This is a genomic window from Nocardia sp. NPDC051756 (assembly GCF_040681495.1).
Classification (GTDB): Bacteria; Actinomycetota; Actinomycetes; order Mycobacteriales; family Mycobacteriaceae; genus Nocardia.
Genome location: NZ_JBFAYV010000016.1, coordinates 1 through 15,920, shown reverse-complemented (window position 1 = coordinate 15,920; position 15,920 = coordinate 1). Strand labels below are relative to the sequence as shown.

Sequence of the window (15,920 nt, the reverse complement as noted above, 5' to 3'; positions counted from 1 at the left end):
CTGAGTGTCAGCTGGGTCTTGCGGGTGACCACCGCACAACGTGTCGGGTAGCTCGAGCGATGATGGTGCGTGTGAGTGATGAGCCGCCGTCCGAGGAGAACCCAGCAAACCACGCCGAGGAGGCGACACCAGCGGCTCCGCCGCAGCGGCTGCGGACCCTACTAATCATCGCGGGCGTCCTGCTCGGACTGGATCTGCTCACCAAATGTCTCGTGGTGGCGAACTTGAAGCCGGGCGAGCCGGTGTCGATCATCGGCGACTTCGCGCGGTTCAGCCTGGTGCGTAATCCCGGCGCGGCCTTCTCCATGGCGACCGGCATGACCTGGCTGCTGACCTTGGTCGCGGCGGCCGTGGTGATCGGGGTGGTGCGCATCGGGCGCACGCTGCGGTCGCTGTGGTGGGCGATCGGGCTCGGCATGGTGCTCGGCGGCGCGCTCGGCAATCTGGTCGACCGGCTGTTCCGGGCGCCGGGGCCGTTGCAGGGACATGTGGTCGACTTCATCGCGGTCGGCTGGTGGCCGGTGTTCAACGTGGCCGACTCGTCGATCGTCTGCGGTGCGATCCTGCTGGTCGTACTGACCGTGTTCGGCTTCGAGCCGAACGGGACGCGCACCGGACGCGAGGAGCCCGACACCGCCGACGACGCGGCGACCGAAACCACCGCGAACAAGACCACCAGCGAAGGGAACACTGCATGAGGGAAACACGAACCATGCCCGTTCCCGACGGGCTCGACGGCATGCGGGTGGACGCGGGCCTGTCCCGGCTGCTCGGCCTGTCCCGCACCGCAGTCGCCGCGCTCGCCGAGGAAGGCTCCGTGCAGCTCGACGGCATCGCGGCAGGCAAGTCCGATCGGCTCGCCGCGGGCGCCTGGCTCGAGGTGATCTTCCCGGAACCGAAGCGCGAGCTGTCGATCGAGGTCGCCCCGGTCGAAGGCATGCGCATCCTCTACGCCGACGACGACATCGTCGCGGTGGACAAGCCGGTCGGCGTCGCCGCGCACACCGGCGTCGGCTGGTCCGGGCCGACGGTGATCGGCGGGCTGGCCGCGGCCGGCTACCGGATCTCCACCTCCGGCGCGCACGAGCGGCAGGGCATCGTGCACCGGCTCGACGTGGGCACCTCCGGGGTGATGGTGGTCGCGCAGTCCGAACACGCGTACACCGTGCTCAAGCGCGCGTTCAAGCAGCGCACCGTGGCCAAGCGGTATCACGCACTGGTGCAAGGACATCCGGATCCGAGCAGCGGCACCATCGACGCCCCGATCGGACGGGCCCGCGGCAACGACTGGAAGTTCGCGGTCACCGCCGACGGCCGGCCCAGCGTCACGCACTACGACACCGTCGAGGCGTTCCAGGCGGCGAGCCTGCTCGACATTCATCTGGAAACCGGTCGCACGCACCAGATCCGGGTGCACTTCTCCGCGATCCGGCACCCCTGCTGCGGTGACCTCACCTACGGCGCGGACCCGCGACTGGCCCAGCGGCTCGGCCTGGAACGGCAATGGCTGCATGCCCGTTCGCTCGGCTTCAACCATCCCGCGGACGGTCGCTGGCTGGAGATCACCAGCGAATACCCCGACGATCTGAAGCACGCGCTGGACGTCCTGCGCAATGCCTGACCGGCGGGCGCTGCCCCTGGGCCGGATCGTCCTCGGGGCGGCGGCCGTCGCGCTGGTCGTGTTCATCGTGCTGCTCGGGGTGCTGAATCCGCCGCGGAAGGCGGGGGTGTTCACCGATCGGCTCGGGCCGGAGCAGGGTGAGCAGGTCGCGGAGTATATTGCGCGCGCTCGGGATTCGCTGACCGGTACGGACAGTGCTGATCATTGGGCGCTGGTGTCGTTCACCGAACCGTTGGTGCCGGAACAGATTCCGCCGCACAGCGGTGGTCTGCGGATTTCGCAAGTGCTGTACCAGGTTCCGATTCCCCGGGTGCAGACTCCGTTGGTCGCGGTGCCGGTACCGGAGGGCGATGAGGCGGCGGTGACTTCCGCGGAATCGGCCGCATGGCTCCTCCCCCGGAACACACCCGACGAACGCGCTACCCGGATCGCCGCGCTCTCCGCCGCTCGCCTGCGCTCCGGGTGCGCCTGCACCGTCGGCCTGGTCGTGCGCGGACCGCTCGACGGTCTCCGGAAGATCGCCTCCCGGAACGGCATCCGCGCGGTCGAGGCGCTGCCCGCGGATGCCGTGGCCGGTCGCTTCGGTGTGGTGCCGCTGCTCCCCGACCAGCTCGACGTCGTCCAGCCCGGCCCGAACGACGGCCCTGTACCGGATCAGTGAAACGGCCCCGAAGGCGACACCGCGCCAATTCCCCTGCCGCGCACAGGTTCGCGGGCCGGCTCGTACGCAGGGAGATCAACGCACCCAGGATGGGCGTCAGTGGCGCGCCAGCCAGTCGGCGATGTCTGTGACGATTGCCGGGTCCACGTGCTGCGGCGCTTCGTAATCCGCGGGCGTCGACGGTCCGGCACCGGGGAAGAACATATGGTTGTCGGCGGGGTAGACGCGGGTGGTCACGTCGGCGCGTGCTTCGAGGCCTGCCCGCCAGCGGGTGAGGTCGTCGTCGACCGTCACTTGATAGTCGCGTCCGCCCTGCAAGATGAGCATCGGTTGCGGCAGCGCGGCGGCGGTTGCGACCTGGTCGTAGTCGCGTAAGTCCAGCCAATAAGCGCCACTCATGCCGAAAGGCAGGTCGGCGGAGGGTGTTTCGCGGGACAGGCCGGGGCTGTCCACTGCCGCGGCACCGCGGGTGACGGCGGCGAGCATGGCGTCCGCCTCCGGACTGGGCGTCACTGTTGCCAGGTAGCGCAGCACGCGCACGGCGGCGTGGTGCATCGGTTCGGCGTCGGCGGCGAGCAGCACCAGTCCCGCAACGGACGGTTCGGCGGCCGCGACGCGCGGCGCCACCTTGCCGCCCATGCTGTGGCCGACGACGAAAACCCTTGCCGGATCGACGTTCTCCTGCAACAGCTTGACCGCCTCGACCGCGTACGGCACGTACTCGTCGGTCATCGTGAAGTCCGGATCGGCCATGACCTCGGGACGGGTGTGGGTGATCTTGTCGAAACGCACCACCGCGACACCACGACTCGCCAGACCCCACGCGAGATCGCGTAGCGGCCGGTTCGGCCCGACCGTGCCGTCCCGATCGAACGGCCCGCCGCCGCCGAGCAGGACGACACCGGGCCCGTCGGCCTGCGGCCGGGTCAACGTGCCAGGCACCGCGAATTCGCCGGAGCCGACGCTGATCTCGCGCTCCGCGAAACTGCCCGGGTCCGCGTAAGCCGGTGGCGTCCACCCCGACAGGTCTACCGTTCTCATGTTTGAGAACGGTATCAGTTGTGAGATCGTAAGGCAATGGACCCCTTGGAGCTGCTGGCGCATCCGGTGCGATTGCGGATCGTGCACGCGATGCGCGGCGGACGCCTGCTCACCACCGCGCAACTGTGCGAGCGACTTCCCGATACGTCGAAGGCGACGGTCTACCGGCACGTCGAAATGCTCACGGCGGGTGGAATTCTCGAGGTGGCCGAGGAGGAGCGGGTACGCGGGGCCGTCCAGCGCCGGTACCGGCTACGGCAAGACCGCGCGAGCGTCGACCCCGAGGCCGTTCGATCGCTGACCCCCGACGACCACCGCCGGGTCTTCACCGCGGCCATGGCCACCCTGCTGGCCGAATTCAACGCCTACCTCGATCGCCCCGAAGCCGACCTGACCCGCGACGCCGTCGGCTACCGCCAGCACGCGATCTGGCTCAGCGACGACGAGGTGCTCGAACTGATCGAGGGCATGCGCGCGGCGATCCTCCCCAAGCTGGGCAACGAGGCGGCCCCCGATCGCACGCAATACCTGCTGAGCCCCATCCTCTTCCCCCTCGAAGATCAGCCCGACGGCGTGACGAGCCCCGCTTCATAGGCGGCGATGACCAGCTGAACCCGGTCCCGGGCAAGGAGTTTGGCGAGAATCCGGCTGACGTGCGTCTTGACCGTCAGCGGGCTGACCGTCAGGGCTTCCGCTATTTCGGCATTGGTCATACCGCGGGCGATGCGGACGAGGACGTCCAGCTCGCGGTCGGTCAGGATGGTGATCTCCGGGCGCGGCACCGGATCCGGAACCGCGCGGACCCGGGCGATCACGGCGGCGGTCGCGCCCGGCGAGAGCAACGCGTCACCCGCGGCGACCGTCCGGATGGCATCGAGCAGCAGGGCGGGTTTCGCGTCTTTGATGAGGAAGCCGCTGGCACCCGCGCGCAGCGCGGCGAGCACGTTGTCGTCGGTGTCGTACGTGGTGAGCACCAAGACGCGGACACCGGCCAGGTTCTCGTCGGCCGCGATTCGGGCGGTGGCGGCGATGCCGTCGAGATCCGGCATGCGGATGTCCATCACGACGACATCGGCCCGCTCGGTGCGGGCCATCGCGATCGCGGCGCGACCGGTGGCGGCCTCGCCGACCACCACCATGTCGGGCGCCGAGGCGACCAGCATCGCGAAGGCGCTGCGGACCAGTGTTTGATCATCGGCGAGCAGCACGCGAATCATGAGGCGGCACCGGCGAAGTCGGTGGGCCCGGCCTGCACCTCGGCCGGATCGGGGAACTTGCCGAGCAGGCCGGGTCCGGCCGCGCCCCGATCCGCGAGCGGCAGGTCGGCGGTGACCACGAATCCCCCGCTCGTCCCGGCCGCGGTCAAGCTACCGCCGATCGCCTCGGCGCGCTCGGTCATGCCGACGATGCCGAATCCGGTGGTGATGCTCGCTATTTCGTGACTCGACCCGAGTCCGGTTGTCGTGCTTGCGGTTCCGCGTCCGTTGTCGGTAACCCGGATGGTGAGCCGGTCGTCCGCGTAGTCGAGATCCACCCGCGCCGCGCTCGCCCCGGAGTGTTTGGCCACGTTGGTCAACGCCTCCTGGACGATCCGGTAACCGACCAACTCGACGGCAGGCGCGAGCGCGCGCACCCGGCCGGTGCGGTGGACCCGCACCGCGACACCCGCCGCTTCGAGGGGTTCGGCCAGCGCGCCGAGCTGCGCGAGGGTGGGCAGCGGGGCGCGCGGCTCGGCCACCGCGGACCGCAGCACGCCGACGGTGGCGGTGAGTTCGGCCCTGGCGTCCACGCAGGCGGCGGAAATCGTGTCCAGGGCAGCTATCACCGTCGCGGGTTCGGCTTTGCGCTCGGCGAGCAGATGCGCGGCGACGCCGGCCTGCACCTGAATGACGGTGATGGTGTGCGCGAGTAGATCGTGCAGATCCCGGGCGATGCGCAGCCGTTCCTCGGTGACCTGACGGTGCGCCTCCTCGTCGCGGGATCGTTCCGCGCGTTCGGCCCGGTCCACGATCGCGGCGAGGTAGGCGTGTTGCAGGCGGGCCGCCTCACCCGCGACGCAGGCGACCAGGATCCAGCCGATCGCGTCGATCGCCAGGAGCGCGCTCGGTCAGCGCGATGACCGTCAGCAACACCAGCAGGGTGCGCCGCCGGTTGCCGTACCTGGCCACCGCGAACAGGGCGACCATCGTGGCGGGGATCAGCGCCTCGTGCGGGTAGTCGGACAGGTGATAGCCGACGGCGACCGCCACGTTCGCGACCAGCACCGCCAGCGGAGCGCGCCGATACGCCAGCAGCGGCAGCACGCCCGCGACGAGCAGCAGCGCGCCGAGCGGGTCGAGGGCGGTCTTGCCCGGCATCAGCAGCGCCCAGCCGAAGCCGAGGAACAGGACCACACCGGTGATCGCGCCGTCGATCCACCATCGCCGCACCATTCCGCCATTGTGCGCGGCTTGCCCGCCCTGCAGGTACTCCGCGCGGAGTACGCCGAAGAGCCCACCGTAGGCGGACGCTTTCGCCGCGCCGGCTCGCGACGCTGTATTCGGGACTCGACGGAGGAGAAGAGATGGGGATGCGAACGCGCGCGCTGATCGTGCTCGGCCTGTGGCTGGTCGCGCTGCTCGCGCTGGTGCCGTTGGCCGGCCGGCTGGACGGCGTGAAGACCGATCGAATGGTGGAATATCTACCCGCGTCGGCACAGTCGACGGCGGCCGCCGAGTTGGAGGCGACGTTGCCGGGCGGCTCCGCGAACCTGTTCGTGCTGTCCTACTTTCGGCAGAGCGGATTGACCGACCTGGACCGGTCGGTTGCGGCGCAGCAGTTTTCGACGCTGTCCGCCGAATTGACTCCGGGCACCGACACTTCGGGCATCCAGCCGACCTCGGCCAGGGACGGCACCGCGCTGCTGTATTCGCTGACGGTCGACGAATCCCGCGGCGAGGCAGGAAAGTACCTGAAGGGCCTGCGCAAGACGGTCGCCGACCACCCGGACGGACTCACCGTGCACGTCACCGGCCCCGCGGCACTCCAGGCCGATTTCGACGGCAGCTTCGACGGCGTCGATACCCAACTGCTGCTGGTGACCGTCGCCGTGGTGGCCGTGCTGCTGTTGCTCACCTATCGCAGTCCGCTGCTGTGGCTGGCGCCGTTGATCTCGGTGGCGGTGGCCGACGTCGCGTCGATGGCCGCGGTGTACGGGCTGGTGCGGGCGTTCGGCATCACGGTGAGCGATCAGAGTTCGGCGATCCTCACCATTCTGGCGTTCGGCGTCGGCACCGATTACGCGCTGTTGATCGTCGCGCGGTATCGCGAAGAGCTGCACCGGCATTCGTCGCCCGGCGCGGCGATGTTCGCGGCGCTGCGCCGGGCGGCCCCGGCGATCGTCGCCTCGGCGGCGACGGTGACCGCCGGGCTGCTGTGTCTGCTGGTTGCCGACATGAACAGCACCGCGGGGCTCGGCCCGGTCGGAGCGGCGGCGATCGTCGGCACGCTGGCGGTCATGCTCACGTTCTTTCCCGCGATGCTCGTGCTGTGCGGCCGCTGGGTATTCTGGCCGCGGATTCCCCACCAGCAGGCCGCGGTGGCTCCGCGGGCCGGGTTGTGGGATCGCTTGGGGCAGGCCATTTCTCGTCGCCCGGCCGCGGCGGTCGCGGGGTCCGTCGGCGTGCTCGCCGTGCTGGCGCTCGGCCTGCTCGGCGACACCGGCGCGCTCGGCCAGGCGGATCGGTTCGTCACCGCGCCGGACTCGGTGGCCGGACAACAACAGATCGCCGAGCACTTCCCGGAGCGCGGCGGATTGCCGTTGACCGTGTTGGCCCGCAACGAATTCCGGGCGCAGGTGCTGCGGGCGGTGCGCGCCGACCCCGGCATCGGGTTCGCCGAGGAAGGCCGGGCCGGGCCGGAATACGCGGCGATCACCGCGATCCCGGTGGACGCGCCGGACTCGGCGGCCGAGTACGCCACCATCGAACGACTGCGCGACACCTTGCCGAAGGTCGGCGCAGGCACGCTGGTCGGCGGCCCGAGCGCGATGAATCTCGATGTCGACACCGCCTCCGCGCGGGACAACTGGCGGGTGCTGACGCTGGTGTTGCTGGTGGTGACCATCATCCTCGGCCTGCTGCTCCGCTCGGTCGTCGCGCCGGTCGGGCTGGTGCTGACCGTGCTGCTGTCGTTCGGATCCGCGTTCGGGGCAAGCGTTTTCGTCTTCGAGCACGTGTTCGGCTTCCATGGACTGGAGCCGTCGCTGCTGGTGATGACGTTCCTGTTCCTGGTCGCGCTCGGCGTGGACTACAACATCTTCCTGATGAGCCGCGCGCGCGAGGAGACGCCGCGGCACGGCACCAGGGACGCGATACTGCGCAGCCTGTCGGTGACCGGCGGCGTGATCACCTCGGCGGGCGTGGTGCTCGCCGCGACCTTCGCGGTGTTGATGACGCTGCCGCTGGTGGCGATGGTCCAGGTCGGGTTCACGGTGGCGTTCGGCGTGCTGCTCGACACGCTGCTGGTGCGATCGGTGCTGGTACCCGCGCTGACCGTGCTGGCAGGCGATCGGGTCTGGTGGCCGTCGAAACCGGCCAGGCCGGAAAAGGATTCGGTGTCGGTTCCGCGTGAGCAGGAACCGTCGCCGATATAGGGAGGGGACAGCCCTCCGCCGGGATGATTCATCCCCACTTCATCCCGGCGGAGGACTGAAATCACCACGCCGCGTTGCGGTTTGCTGCGCCGTGGTGACAGGGCACGACTCGGCTGCGCGAATCCTGGTGGTAGCGCGCGGGAGTCGCGGGACTCGGGTTCAGTCCGGCAGCTGGACAACCCCATCCAGGTAGCGGCGGCAGCGGCCGATCAGCAGCACGCGGTCGCCGGCGAGCTCGCAGCGCAGGCTCCCGCCGCGGCGGGAGAGCTGGCGGGCGGCGAGTTCGGTGCGGCCGAGTTCGCGGGCCCACAGCGGAACCAGTTGGGCGTGCGCCGATCCGGTGACCGGATCCTCCAGGACGCCGACGCCGGGGGCGAAGAAGCGGGAGACGAAATCGACGGAGTCGCCGCGCGCGGTGACGATCACGCCGCGCGGCAGCGGGGGGAACGCGGTGAAGATCGGCTCGGCGTCGCGGACTTCTTGTTCGGTGGCCACCACGATGACCTCGTCGGTGCCGGTGAAGGCACGCACCGGGCGCACGCCGAGCGCGGCGACCAGCACCAGATCGGGTTCCACCTCGGTGGCGGGCACGGCGGGCAGATCGAGCACGAATTCGTCGTCGTCGGTGCGGTCCACGTGCAGCCAGCCGCTGCGAGTGAAGAAGCTCACCCGGTCGGCGCCGGGGTGCATGTCGGTCAAAATCTGTGCGGCACTGGCCACCGTGGCGTGCCCGCACATGTCGACCTCGACCGCGGGGGTGAACCAGCGCAGGTGGAACGCGGGCCAGTCCCCGGGCGGCGCACCGGCCTCCGGCGGTAATTCCGCGGTGTAGAAGGCGGTTTCGGCGAGGTTGTTCTCCTCGGCCAGGTGTTGCAGCAACGAATCCGGGAGCCACGACGAGAGCGGCATCACCGCGGCTGGGTTGCCCGAGAACGGTGCGTCGGCGAACGCGTCGATCTGGTGCAGCAGTACCTCCATATTCGGAGAAGGTACTCCAACACTGAATGGTCGCTTCGCACAAGGCTTCTCGCGGCGCGCCGGGTCAGATGTCCAGTTTGTCAGGAAACGCCGTTATTCGGGGTCGGGAACAGTTTTCCTTTCTCGCCGAGCAGCGTCGCGCTCACCCACCACGCGACCTCGACGAGCACGATTCCGACAGCGCCGCAAATGAATGCGGCCGTGGTGAGCCCGACGTCGGACGGATCCAGCTTGAAGAAGTGCCGGGTGAACGGGACGGTGAACAGGAAGATGTAGGCGGCCACCGAGGCGCCGATCAGCACCACCTTCCACCACACGTACGGCCTGGCCACGATGGCGAGCACCCACACCGCGATCATGATCAGGGTGATCAGCGCGGTGGTGCCCGCCTGTTCCTTCTGCTGCGCGGTGGCGTCCGGGCCGGCGTAGGCGATCAGGTAGGCGACGAAGGTGGCGACACCGATCACCACGCCGGACGGGATGGCCAAACGCATGACGCGCCGGACGAATCCACTGCGTGCGCGCTCGTTGTTGGGCGCGAGCGAGAGGATGAACGCCGGGATGCCGATGGTGAACCAGGCGGCGATGGTGACGTGCCGGGGCAGGAACGGATAGCCGATCGGGTCGTAGCCGAAGATCTGCGAGCCGACGCCGGCGATGCCGATCAGGAAGGCCAGCAGCACCGAGTAGACGGTCTTGGTGAGGAACAGATTCGAGACCCGCTCGATATTGCCGATCACCCGGCGGCCCTCGCCCACCACGTACGGCAGCGTCGCGAACTTGTTGTCCAGCAACACGATCTGCGCGACCGCGCGGGTGGCCGGGCTGCCCGCACCCATCGCCACGCCGATGTCGGCGTCCTTGAGCGCGAGCACGTCGTTCACGCCGTCGCCGGTCATCGCGACGGTGTGGCCACGCGACTGCAAGGCGGCGACCATGGCGCGCTTCTGGTCCGGGCGAACCCGGCCGAAGGTGGTCTCGTGGTCGAGCACGTCGGCGAGTTGCTCACGGTCCTCGGGCAATTGGCGCGCATCCACCGCGTGATCGCCGCCGGTGAGGTCGAGCGAGGCGGCGACCGCGCCGACCGAGACGGCGTTGTCGCCGGAGATCACCTTGATCGAAACGTTCTGGCTGGCAAAGTATTCGAGCGTTTCCTTGGCGTCGGGCCGGACCCGCTGCTCGAGCACGACCAGCGCGGCCGGGCGCACGGTGCCCGGCGCGTCCGCGGCGTCGACCGGGCGGTCGCTGCGGGCCAGCAGCAGGATGCGCAGGCCGGAGGAGCCGAGTTCCTCTGCGACCCTGGCGTCTTCGGAGTCCGGGTCGAGCAGCACGTCGGGTGCGCCGAGCAGCCAGTCGCCGTGCTCGCCGTAGGAGCAGCCGCTCCACTTCTTGGCCGAGGAGAACGGCGCGACCGCGGTGCGCGACCAGCCGGGGGCGTCCGGCAGCGCCTCGGCGATGGCCTGCACGCTCGCGTTCGGGCGCGGGTCGTCGGTCGCCAGCGCGGCCAGGGCCTGGCGAACGTCGTTGTCCTCGAACGACTCCAGGGTCTTGATGTCGGACAGCCGCATGCCGTTCTCGGTGAGCGTGCCGGTCTTGTCCGCGCAGACCACGTCCACCCGGGCCAGGCCCTCGATGGCGGGCAGCTCCTGCACCAGGCATTGCCGCCGGCCCAGCCGGACCACGCCGACCGCGAACGCGACCGAGGTCATCAGCACCAGGCCCTCGGGCACCATCGGCACCAGCGCCGCGACCATGCCGCTCACCGCGGGCCGCCAGGACTCCTTGCTGGAGAACAGCTGGTTGTAGATGCTCAGCAGGCCCGCCGGGATCAGCAGGTAGGTGATCACCTTCAGGATCGTGTCGATGCCGCTGCGCAGCTCCGATTTCACCAGGGTGAACTTGCTCGCCTCGTCGGCCAGCTTGGCCGCGTAGGCGTCCTTGCCGACCTTGGTCGCGCGGTAACAGCCGCTGCCGGAGACCACGAAGCTGCCCGACATCACCTCCGCGCCGACCTGCTTGTCCATCGGGTCGGCCTCGCCGGTGAGCAGCGACTCGTCGATCTCCAGCTGCGCGGCCTCGGCGACCTCGCCGTCGACCACGATCTGGTCGCCGGGGCCGAGCTCGATCAGGTCGTCGAGCACCACCTCGCGCGGCGCCACCTCGACGGCCTTGCCGTCGCGGCGCACGGTCGGCTTGGTCTGGCTGACGATGGCCAGCTTGTCCAGGGTGCGCTTGGCCCGCACCTCCTGGATGATGCCGATCGCGCTGTTCGCGATGATCAGCAGGCCGAACATGCCGTCGATGATCGAACCGGTGGCCAGCACCAGCACGAAGAGCACGCCGAGCAGGGCGTTGATCCGGGTGAAGACGTTCGCCTTGACGATGTCGCGGACCGAGCGGCTGGCTCGGTCCGGCACATCGTTGGTGAGCCCGTCGCGGCGACGTTGCTCGACCTCCGCCGCGGTGAGTCCGGTGGCGCGCGAAGCCTGCACGGTTGTCGACATGACCGCAAGGCTACGGGAGAAGTAGCGTCGGAAGCGTGCAGCGGAGCAGGTCTATCCCGGGTGTTGCGTTCGGTACGAGCGCGTTCTTCCTCTGGGGTCTGTTCCCCGCGTTCTTCGGGTTGCTGGCGTTCGCCGGTGCGGCCGAGGTGGTCGCGCAGCGGATCCTGTGGACGCTGCTGGTGGTGCTCGCGGTGCTGCTGGTGTCGGGGCGGCTGCGCGAGCTGCGCGGGATCGGCCCGCGGATCTGGCGGTTGGCCGCGGTCGCCTCGGCGGCGATCGCGCTCAACTGGGGGGTGTACGTGTACGGCGTCATCTCGGGGCATGTGGTGGAGTGCGCGCTGGGGTACTTCATCAACCCGCTCGTCACGGTGGCGTTCGGGGTGTTGATCTTCCGGGAGCGACTGGCCAAGGCGCAGTGGGCCGCGTTGGGGCTCGGTGCCGCCGCGGTGGCGGTGCTCACCGTCGACTACGGCAGACCGCCGGTCATCGCGCTGGTGCTGGCCTGCTCGTTCGCGACCTACGGGCTGGTGAAGAAGGTGATCCCGCTGGACGCCCTGCGCGGCATCGCGGCGGAGGGGGTGGTGGCCGCGCCGTTCGCGCTGATCTTCGTGCTCGCGCTCGCGGTCACCGGACGCAGCGAATTCGGTTCCAGCGCAGGGCATGCCGCGCTGATGATGGCAACCGGGCCGGTCACGCTGATTCCGCTGCTGCTGTTCTCGGTTGCCGCGCAACGGGTTCCGCTGTCCACCATGGGGCTGTTGCAGTACCTCACTCCGGCCCTCCAGATGGCTTGGGGCGTCGCGATCGCCCACGAACCCATGCCTGCCTCCCGGTGGGCCGGTTTCGCGCTCATCTGGGCGGCGCTGGCCATCTTCACCGCGCACGCCCTGTTGCGTGCGCGGCGTATCCATATCGACGCGCGAAGCACCGCGGCCGCCGGGGCGGAGCGCGGGTAGTCCTTCGCTACCAAGCGGTGTTGATGTGGCCCGGGGTCCAGGTGCCCCAGCGTCGGGTCTGGTCGACGGTCACCTTGGCCGGTTGCGCGTTGGGGTCCAGCGGCAGGTACTGCTCGATCGAGCCCCAGTCGCGGTCCCAGTCGTTGTCCAGGTAGGTGGGCAGCGTCCGGGCGGTGAACAGCAATTGGGTCCAGCCGAGCGGGCCGCCGCCGTCGTGCGCCTGCCACAGGTTGGTGATGGTGGCGCCGTTGCGGTCCGGCAGGATCCGGTAGGTCGGCAGATCGCCGACGCCCGCGTGCGTGGGCACCAGGTTCTGGCACGGGAAGTGCAGCACGACCTCCCAGTCCAGCAGCACCGGCGTCTTCGAACCGACCACGGCGGTCAGGGTTTTCGTCTGCGGCACGCGCGGCGGGGTCACCGCGAGCCACTGGTCCTTGCCGAGATCCTTGTCGCTGGCCACGATTCGGACGACGTTCGCGTCACCGGGCAGCCGGTCGAACGGAACGCGCACATTCCGCCAGGACGGCGACGGCCCGATGTCGATCGGGTCGACGCTGCCGAGTGTGGTTGCGGTGCCGTCGGATCCGGCGCGGCCGTACTCGACGCGCAGGTCCTGACCGGGGTGCACGATGCCGTCGCTGTCCACGTGCCGGATCCGGCCCGCCACCGCGATCGAGATGATCGGGCCGCGACTTCCGTTGCTGTCCTCGGGAAGTCGATACCAGCCGGAGGTCAGCTCGGCCGGCACCTGCGCGCCGTCGTGGTAGCTGCCGAGCACCGGGGTGGTGGCCGGGTCGAGGCCGAACGGCAGCGGGACATTGCTGCCGTTGAGGCCGACGCCCGACGTACCCGCTTCGGAGCCGGGCGATTTCGAGCCGGCCTTCGGATCGGTGGTGTCGTCGGAGTCGGCGCTGGCGACGGAGTTCGCCTTGCCCGTGGTGGATTCGACCTCGTCGGAGGTGAGGTCGGTGGCCACGCCGTTCGGGGTGAAGCCGGTCGAGTCGGTACCGGCGAGCGCCGTGGCGGCGGTGCCGGCCAGCGGGCTCAGCAACGACGCGTTGGGGTCGGTCTCGATCAGCACCTTGTCGGCGAGTCCGCAACCACCGGCGGTGGCCGCGGACAGGTTCGATTGCGCGAGCGAATACGACGGGTACTGCGCCACCGCGGCTTTCGCGAAGGACAGCACCTCGAACGCCACCATCGCGGCCGCGACGACGGCGAGCACGGGCACCCGGGCGAACCGGCCGGGCACCGAGTCCGAACGCGGCTGGGTCTCGGGGCGGATATGGAACCAGGCCGCGACCGCCAGCGCGAGCACCGTGAGCCCCGCGGCGAAGGTCGACAGGCCGAAACCGGCGAAGGTCGGCGGCTTGTCCCACCACGGGATGCCCCACGCCGACACGTACCAGTAGCCGTTGGCGCCGACGAAAGTCAGTGCCATGGCGAAGAATACGCCCGCGGCGAACAGCGCGCGGTTGCGCAGCGGGCGCATGACCGCGGGACTGATCGAGACCGCGGTGAGCGCCGCGACGCAGGCGGCCAGGCCGGCGAAGACGCCGAACTGATGGGTCCACTTCGTCGGGGAGAACATCATCAGCACCATCGCGGCGACGGTGATGCCGACGAGCCGGCGTCCCGGCCCGAGCGCCGTCCCCGGAATGCGCCCGCCCCGGCGCAGCATGGTGACCACGCAGACGGCCAGGCCGAGCAGCAGCATGAACATGCCGAACCGCCTGGTCAGCCAGCCGTCGGCGTTGATCTGCAACAGATACTGATAGCGCAGGAACTCGAAGAACCAGGACTCGCCGGGGCCGATCCGGCCGTGCACGTAGAACATTTCGCGGGCGCCCGCCAAGGTCCGGTCCGCGAACACGACGGTCAGCACCACGGTCCCGGCCGCGAGCACGGGCAACAGCAGCGCGAAGTAACCGGAGTTCTTCGCCCGCTGCACGAGCACCGCGGTCATCGTGCGGGCGCCGGCGGCGAGCGCGCCGAGACAGATCAGGCCCGAGGGCGCGCAGGTCAGGGTCAGCGCGGCGACGATGATCGCGAACGCGTAGGGCAGCAGCCGCCGGGTCGCGATGGCTCGCTCGACCGAGGCCCAGGTGAGCACGACGCCAAGGGCCACAAAGGGTTCCGCGCGCAAGCCGTTGTTGTAGGGCATCCAGAACGCGAGGAACACCAGCGCGCTGGTCCACACCACAATCCTGTTGTCCCGCAACACCGCACCGAGCCGGGGCAGGATCTCGCGGCTGATCACCCACCAGGTGAAAACGCCGACCAGCAAGGTGGGCAACCGAACCCAGGGACTCGCCGCGGACACGTGGGTCAGCAACGAGATCATGTCGGTGTACGGGGTGTAGAACGGGCCCTCGTCGACGCTGAACCAGCGGTAGTAGTTCGACATGAAGCCGGAACTCTGGGAGGCGCGCGCCATGCCGAGGATGTAGCCGTCATCGGAGGTGTTGGCGCCGATGAAATGCCACACCAGCAGCGTCGCGAACACGACGTAGTCCGCCGGGCGCAACCGCCACCAGCTGGTCGGCAGGAACCGCCGGGTGCGGCGGCCGTCGAGGCCGTCCAAGCGGTACAGGGCGACCAGCGCGACCACGGTGGCCAGCGCGGCCAGCGCCATCGCGGCCAGCTTCAGCAGCGTCGGCGACGACGAAAACCGGGAATCCACTTGGACATTCACGTGCAGGCCGGACGGTGCGGCGCCGGTCAGCTCGCTGAACACGCCGACGACCTGCGGGCGGATGTCGGCGGCGAACTCCTTGTCCGAGTCCGCGAGACCCGGCGCGGACACCGTGGTCCGCTCGGTGTTCATCTCGATGCCGACCGAACAGGACGCGTCGCGGACCGCGCTCAACGGGGCGGACCACAGCAGCATGTTGCGCGACACCACGTCGACCCGGCCCGCGCGATCCGGTGCGTCGGCGACCACCTTCGCGACGAACCCGTAGCGCTCGAGATCGGGCGACTGGCGCGGAATCGTCGACACCACAACGCCGCCCGTCTCCGCGAGCGCGCCGAACGCGGCGCACGGGATCTGCGCGGAGAGGTTCATCGGGGCGTAGGTGATCAGCGGCGAGGTCACCGATGTCACCGCGGCCGTCTGCGGCCACGCCACACTGGACTGGTCCTGCTTGATCGGCAGGAACGGAATCGACACCGCGGCGAGGAGCGCGAGCGCCCCGCTGACGATCGCCAGCAATCGGAGTCGGCCGGAGGCGGCGAGACGCTCGCTCGAATCCGGCCGGCCTGCCCGCTGTGCCGACGGTTGGGCGGATTCACGCACAGCGTCACTGACAGTCACGACGGTGGATGCTAGCGCGAAATCATCGGATGACACAGAGTCCCAGCTATCAGCGCTCGAATCACTAACTCAGCCTGCGTATTCGGCACCCTGCGGTACCGGACAAATAAGTCGTTGTCGGGGGGGGGGGGCCCAGTGGGGCGCGCGGCGGGGCCGGACGTGCCGCCCCCCGCGCCGGGGGGGGCGGGGGGGGGGAGGCGTGGGGGGCCC

The 15,920-nt window shown here is 69.7% G+C and carries 13 protein-coding genes; 6 read left to right on the top strand and 7 right to left on the bottom strand.

The window, feature by feature from the left end:
• The first annotated feature begins 59 nt into the window (after positions 1-59).
• Genes lspA through AB0M22_RS42170 form a run of 3 tightly spaced genes read left to right on the top strand, consistent with a single transcriptional unit; the run spans position 60 to position 2,282 of the window.
• Entirely contained in the window at positions 60-698 is a 639-nt protein-coding gene (gene lspA / locus AB0M22_RS42180; protein ID WP_364738888.1) for a signal peptidase II, read from the top strand.
• On the top strand, positions 695-1,621 hold the full coding sequence (locus AB0M22_RS42175; RefSeq protein WP_364738886.1) for an RluA family pseudouridine synthase: 927 nt from the start codon (positions 695-697) through the stop codon (positions 1,619-1,621). The genes lspA and AB0M22_RS42175 overlap by 4 nt, the downstream gene beginning before the upstream one ends.
• Positions 1,614-2,282 (top strand): hypothetical protein, encoded by a 669-nt coding sequence (locus AB0M22_RS42170; RefSeq protein ID WP_364738884.1) that lies wholly within the window; start codon positions 1,614-1,616, stop codon positions 2,280-2,282. The genes AB0M22_RS42175 and AB0M22_RS42170 overlap by 8 nt, the downstream gene beginning before the upstream one ends.
• Positions 2,283-2,378: 96 nt before the next feature.
• On the opposite strand, the gene AB0M22_RS42165 is transcribed toward AB0M22_RS42170, so the two are convergent.
• Entirely contained in the window at positions 2,379-3,323 is a 945-nt protein-coding gene (locus tag AB0M22_RS42165; RefSeq protein WP_364738882.1) for an alpha/beta fold hydrolase, read from the bottom strand.
• A gap of 36 nt (positions 3,324-3,359) precedes the next feature.
• Here AB0M22_RS42165 and AB0M22_RS42160 point away from each other — a divergent pair, with 36 nt between their 5' ends.
• Positions 3,360-3,917: a helix-turn-helix domain-containing protein gene (locus AB0M22_RS42160; protein ID WP_364738880.1), complete on the top strand. Its 558-nt coding sequence runs from the start codon at positions 3,360-3,362 to the stop codon at positions 3,915-3,917.
• Here AB0M22_RS42160 and AB0M22_RS42155 read toward each other — a convergent pair.
• The 3 genes from AB0M22_RS42155 to AB0M22_RS42145 are packed head-to-tail and all read right to left on the bottom strand — an operon-like array spanning position 3,884 to position 5,755.
• Positions 3,884-4,540, bottom strand: coding sequence for a response regulator transcription factor (locus AB0M22_RS42155; protein WP_364738878.1), 657 nt, complete (start codon positions 4,538-4,540; stop codon positions 3,884-3,886). The two genes, AB0M22_RS42160 and AB0M22_RS42155, sit on opposite strands and share 34 nt — an antisense overlap.
• Positions 4,537-5,331 (bottom strand): sensor histidine kinase, encoded by a 795-nt coding sequence (locus tag AB0M22_RS42150; RefSeq protein ID WP_364738875.1) that lies wholly within the window; start codon positions 5,329-5,331, stop codon positions 4,537-4,539. Before AB0M22_RS42150 ends, AB0M22_RS42155 begins: the two co-directional genes overlap by 4 nt.
• A gap of 37 nt (positions 5,332-5,368) precedes the next feature.
• Positions 5,369-5,755 (bottom strand): hypothetical protein, encoded by a 387-nt coding sequence (locus tag AB0M22_RS42145; protein ID WP_364738873.1) that lies wholly within the window; start codon positions 5,753-5,755, stop codon positions 5,369-5,371.
• Positions 5,756-5,886: 131 nt separating this feature from the next.
• On the opposite strand from AB0M22_RS42145, the gene AB0M22_RS42140 reads away from it, so the two are divergent.
• Positions 5,887-7,956, top strand: coding sequence for an MMPL family transporter (locus AB0M22_RS42140; protein ID WP_364738871.1), 2,070 nt, complete (start codon positions 5,887-5,889; stop codon positions 7,954-7,956).
• Positions 7,957-8,115: 159 nt separating this feature from the next.
• Here AB0M22_RS42140 and AB0M22_RS42135 read toward each other — a convergent pair whose 3' ends face one another.
• Together AB0M22_RS42135 and AB0M22_RS42130 are read right to left on the bottom strand one after the other, a co-directional pair.
• A complete protein-coding gene (locus AB0M22_RS42135; protein WP_364738869.1) occupies positions 8,116-8,934 on the bottom strand; it encodes a PhzF family phenazine biosynthesis protein in 819 nt (272 codons plus the stop codon).
• A gap of 80 nt (positions 8,935-9,014) precedes the next feature.
• Positions 9,015-11,438, bottom strand: coding sequence for an HAD-IC family P-type ATPase (locus tag AB0M22_RS42130; RefSeq protein ID WP_364738867.1), 2,424 nt, complete (start codon positions 11,436-11,438; stop codon positions 9,015-9,017).
• 35 nt (positions 11,439-11,473) lie between these two features.
• Between AB0M22_RS42130 and rarD the strand changes: the two genes are divergently transcribed.
• Positions 11,474-12,394, top strand: a complete 921-nt coding sequence (gene rarD, locus AB0M22_RS42125) for an EamA family transporter RarD (RefSeq protein WP_364738865.1) — start codon at positions 11,474-11,476, stop codon at positions 12,392-12,394.
• A 7-nt stretch (positions 12,395-12,401) separates the two neighbouring features.
• Here rarD and AB0M22_RS42120 read toward each other — a convergent pair whose 3' ends face one another.
• Positions 12,402-15,710: an arabinosyltransferase domain-containing protein gene (locus AB0M22_RS42120; protein ID WP_364738863.1), complete on the bottom strand. Its 3,309-nt coding sequence runs from the start codon at positions 15,708-15,710 to the stop codon at positions 12,402-12,404.
• Positions 15,711-15,920 lie beyond the last annotated feature (210 nt).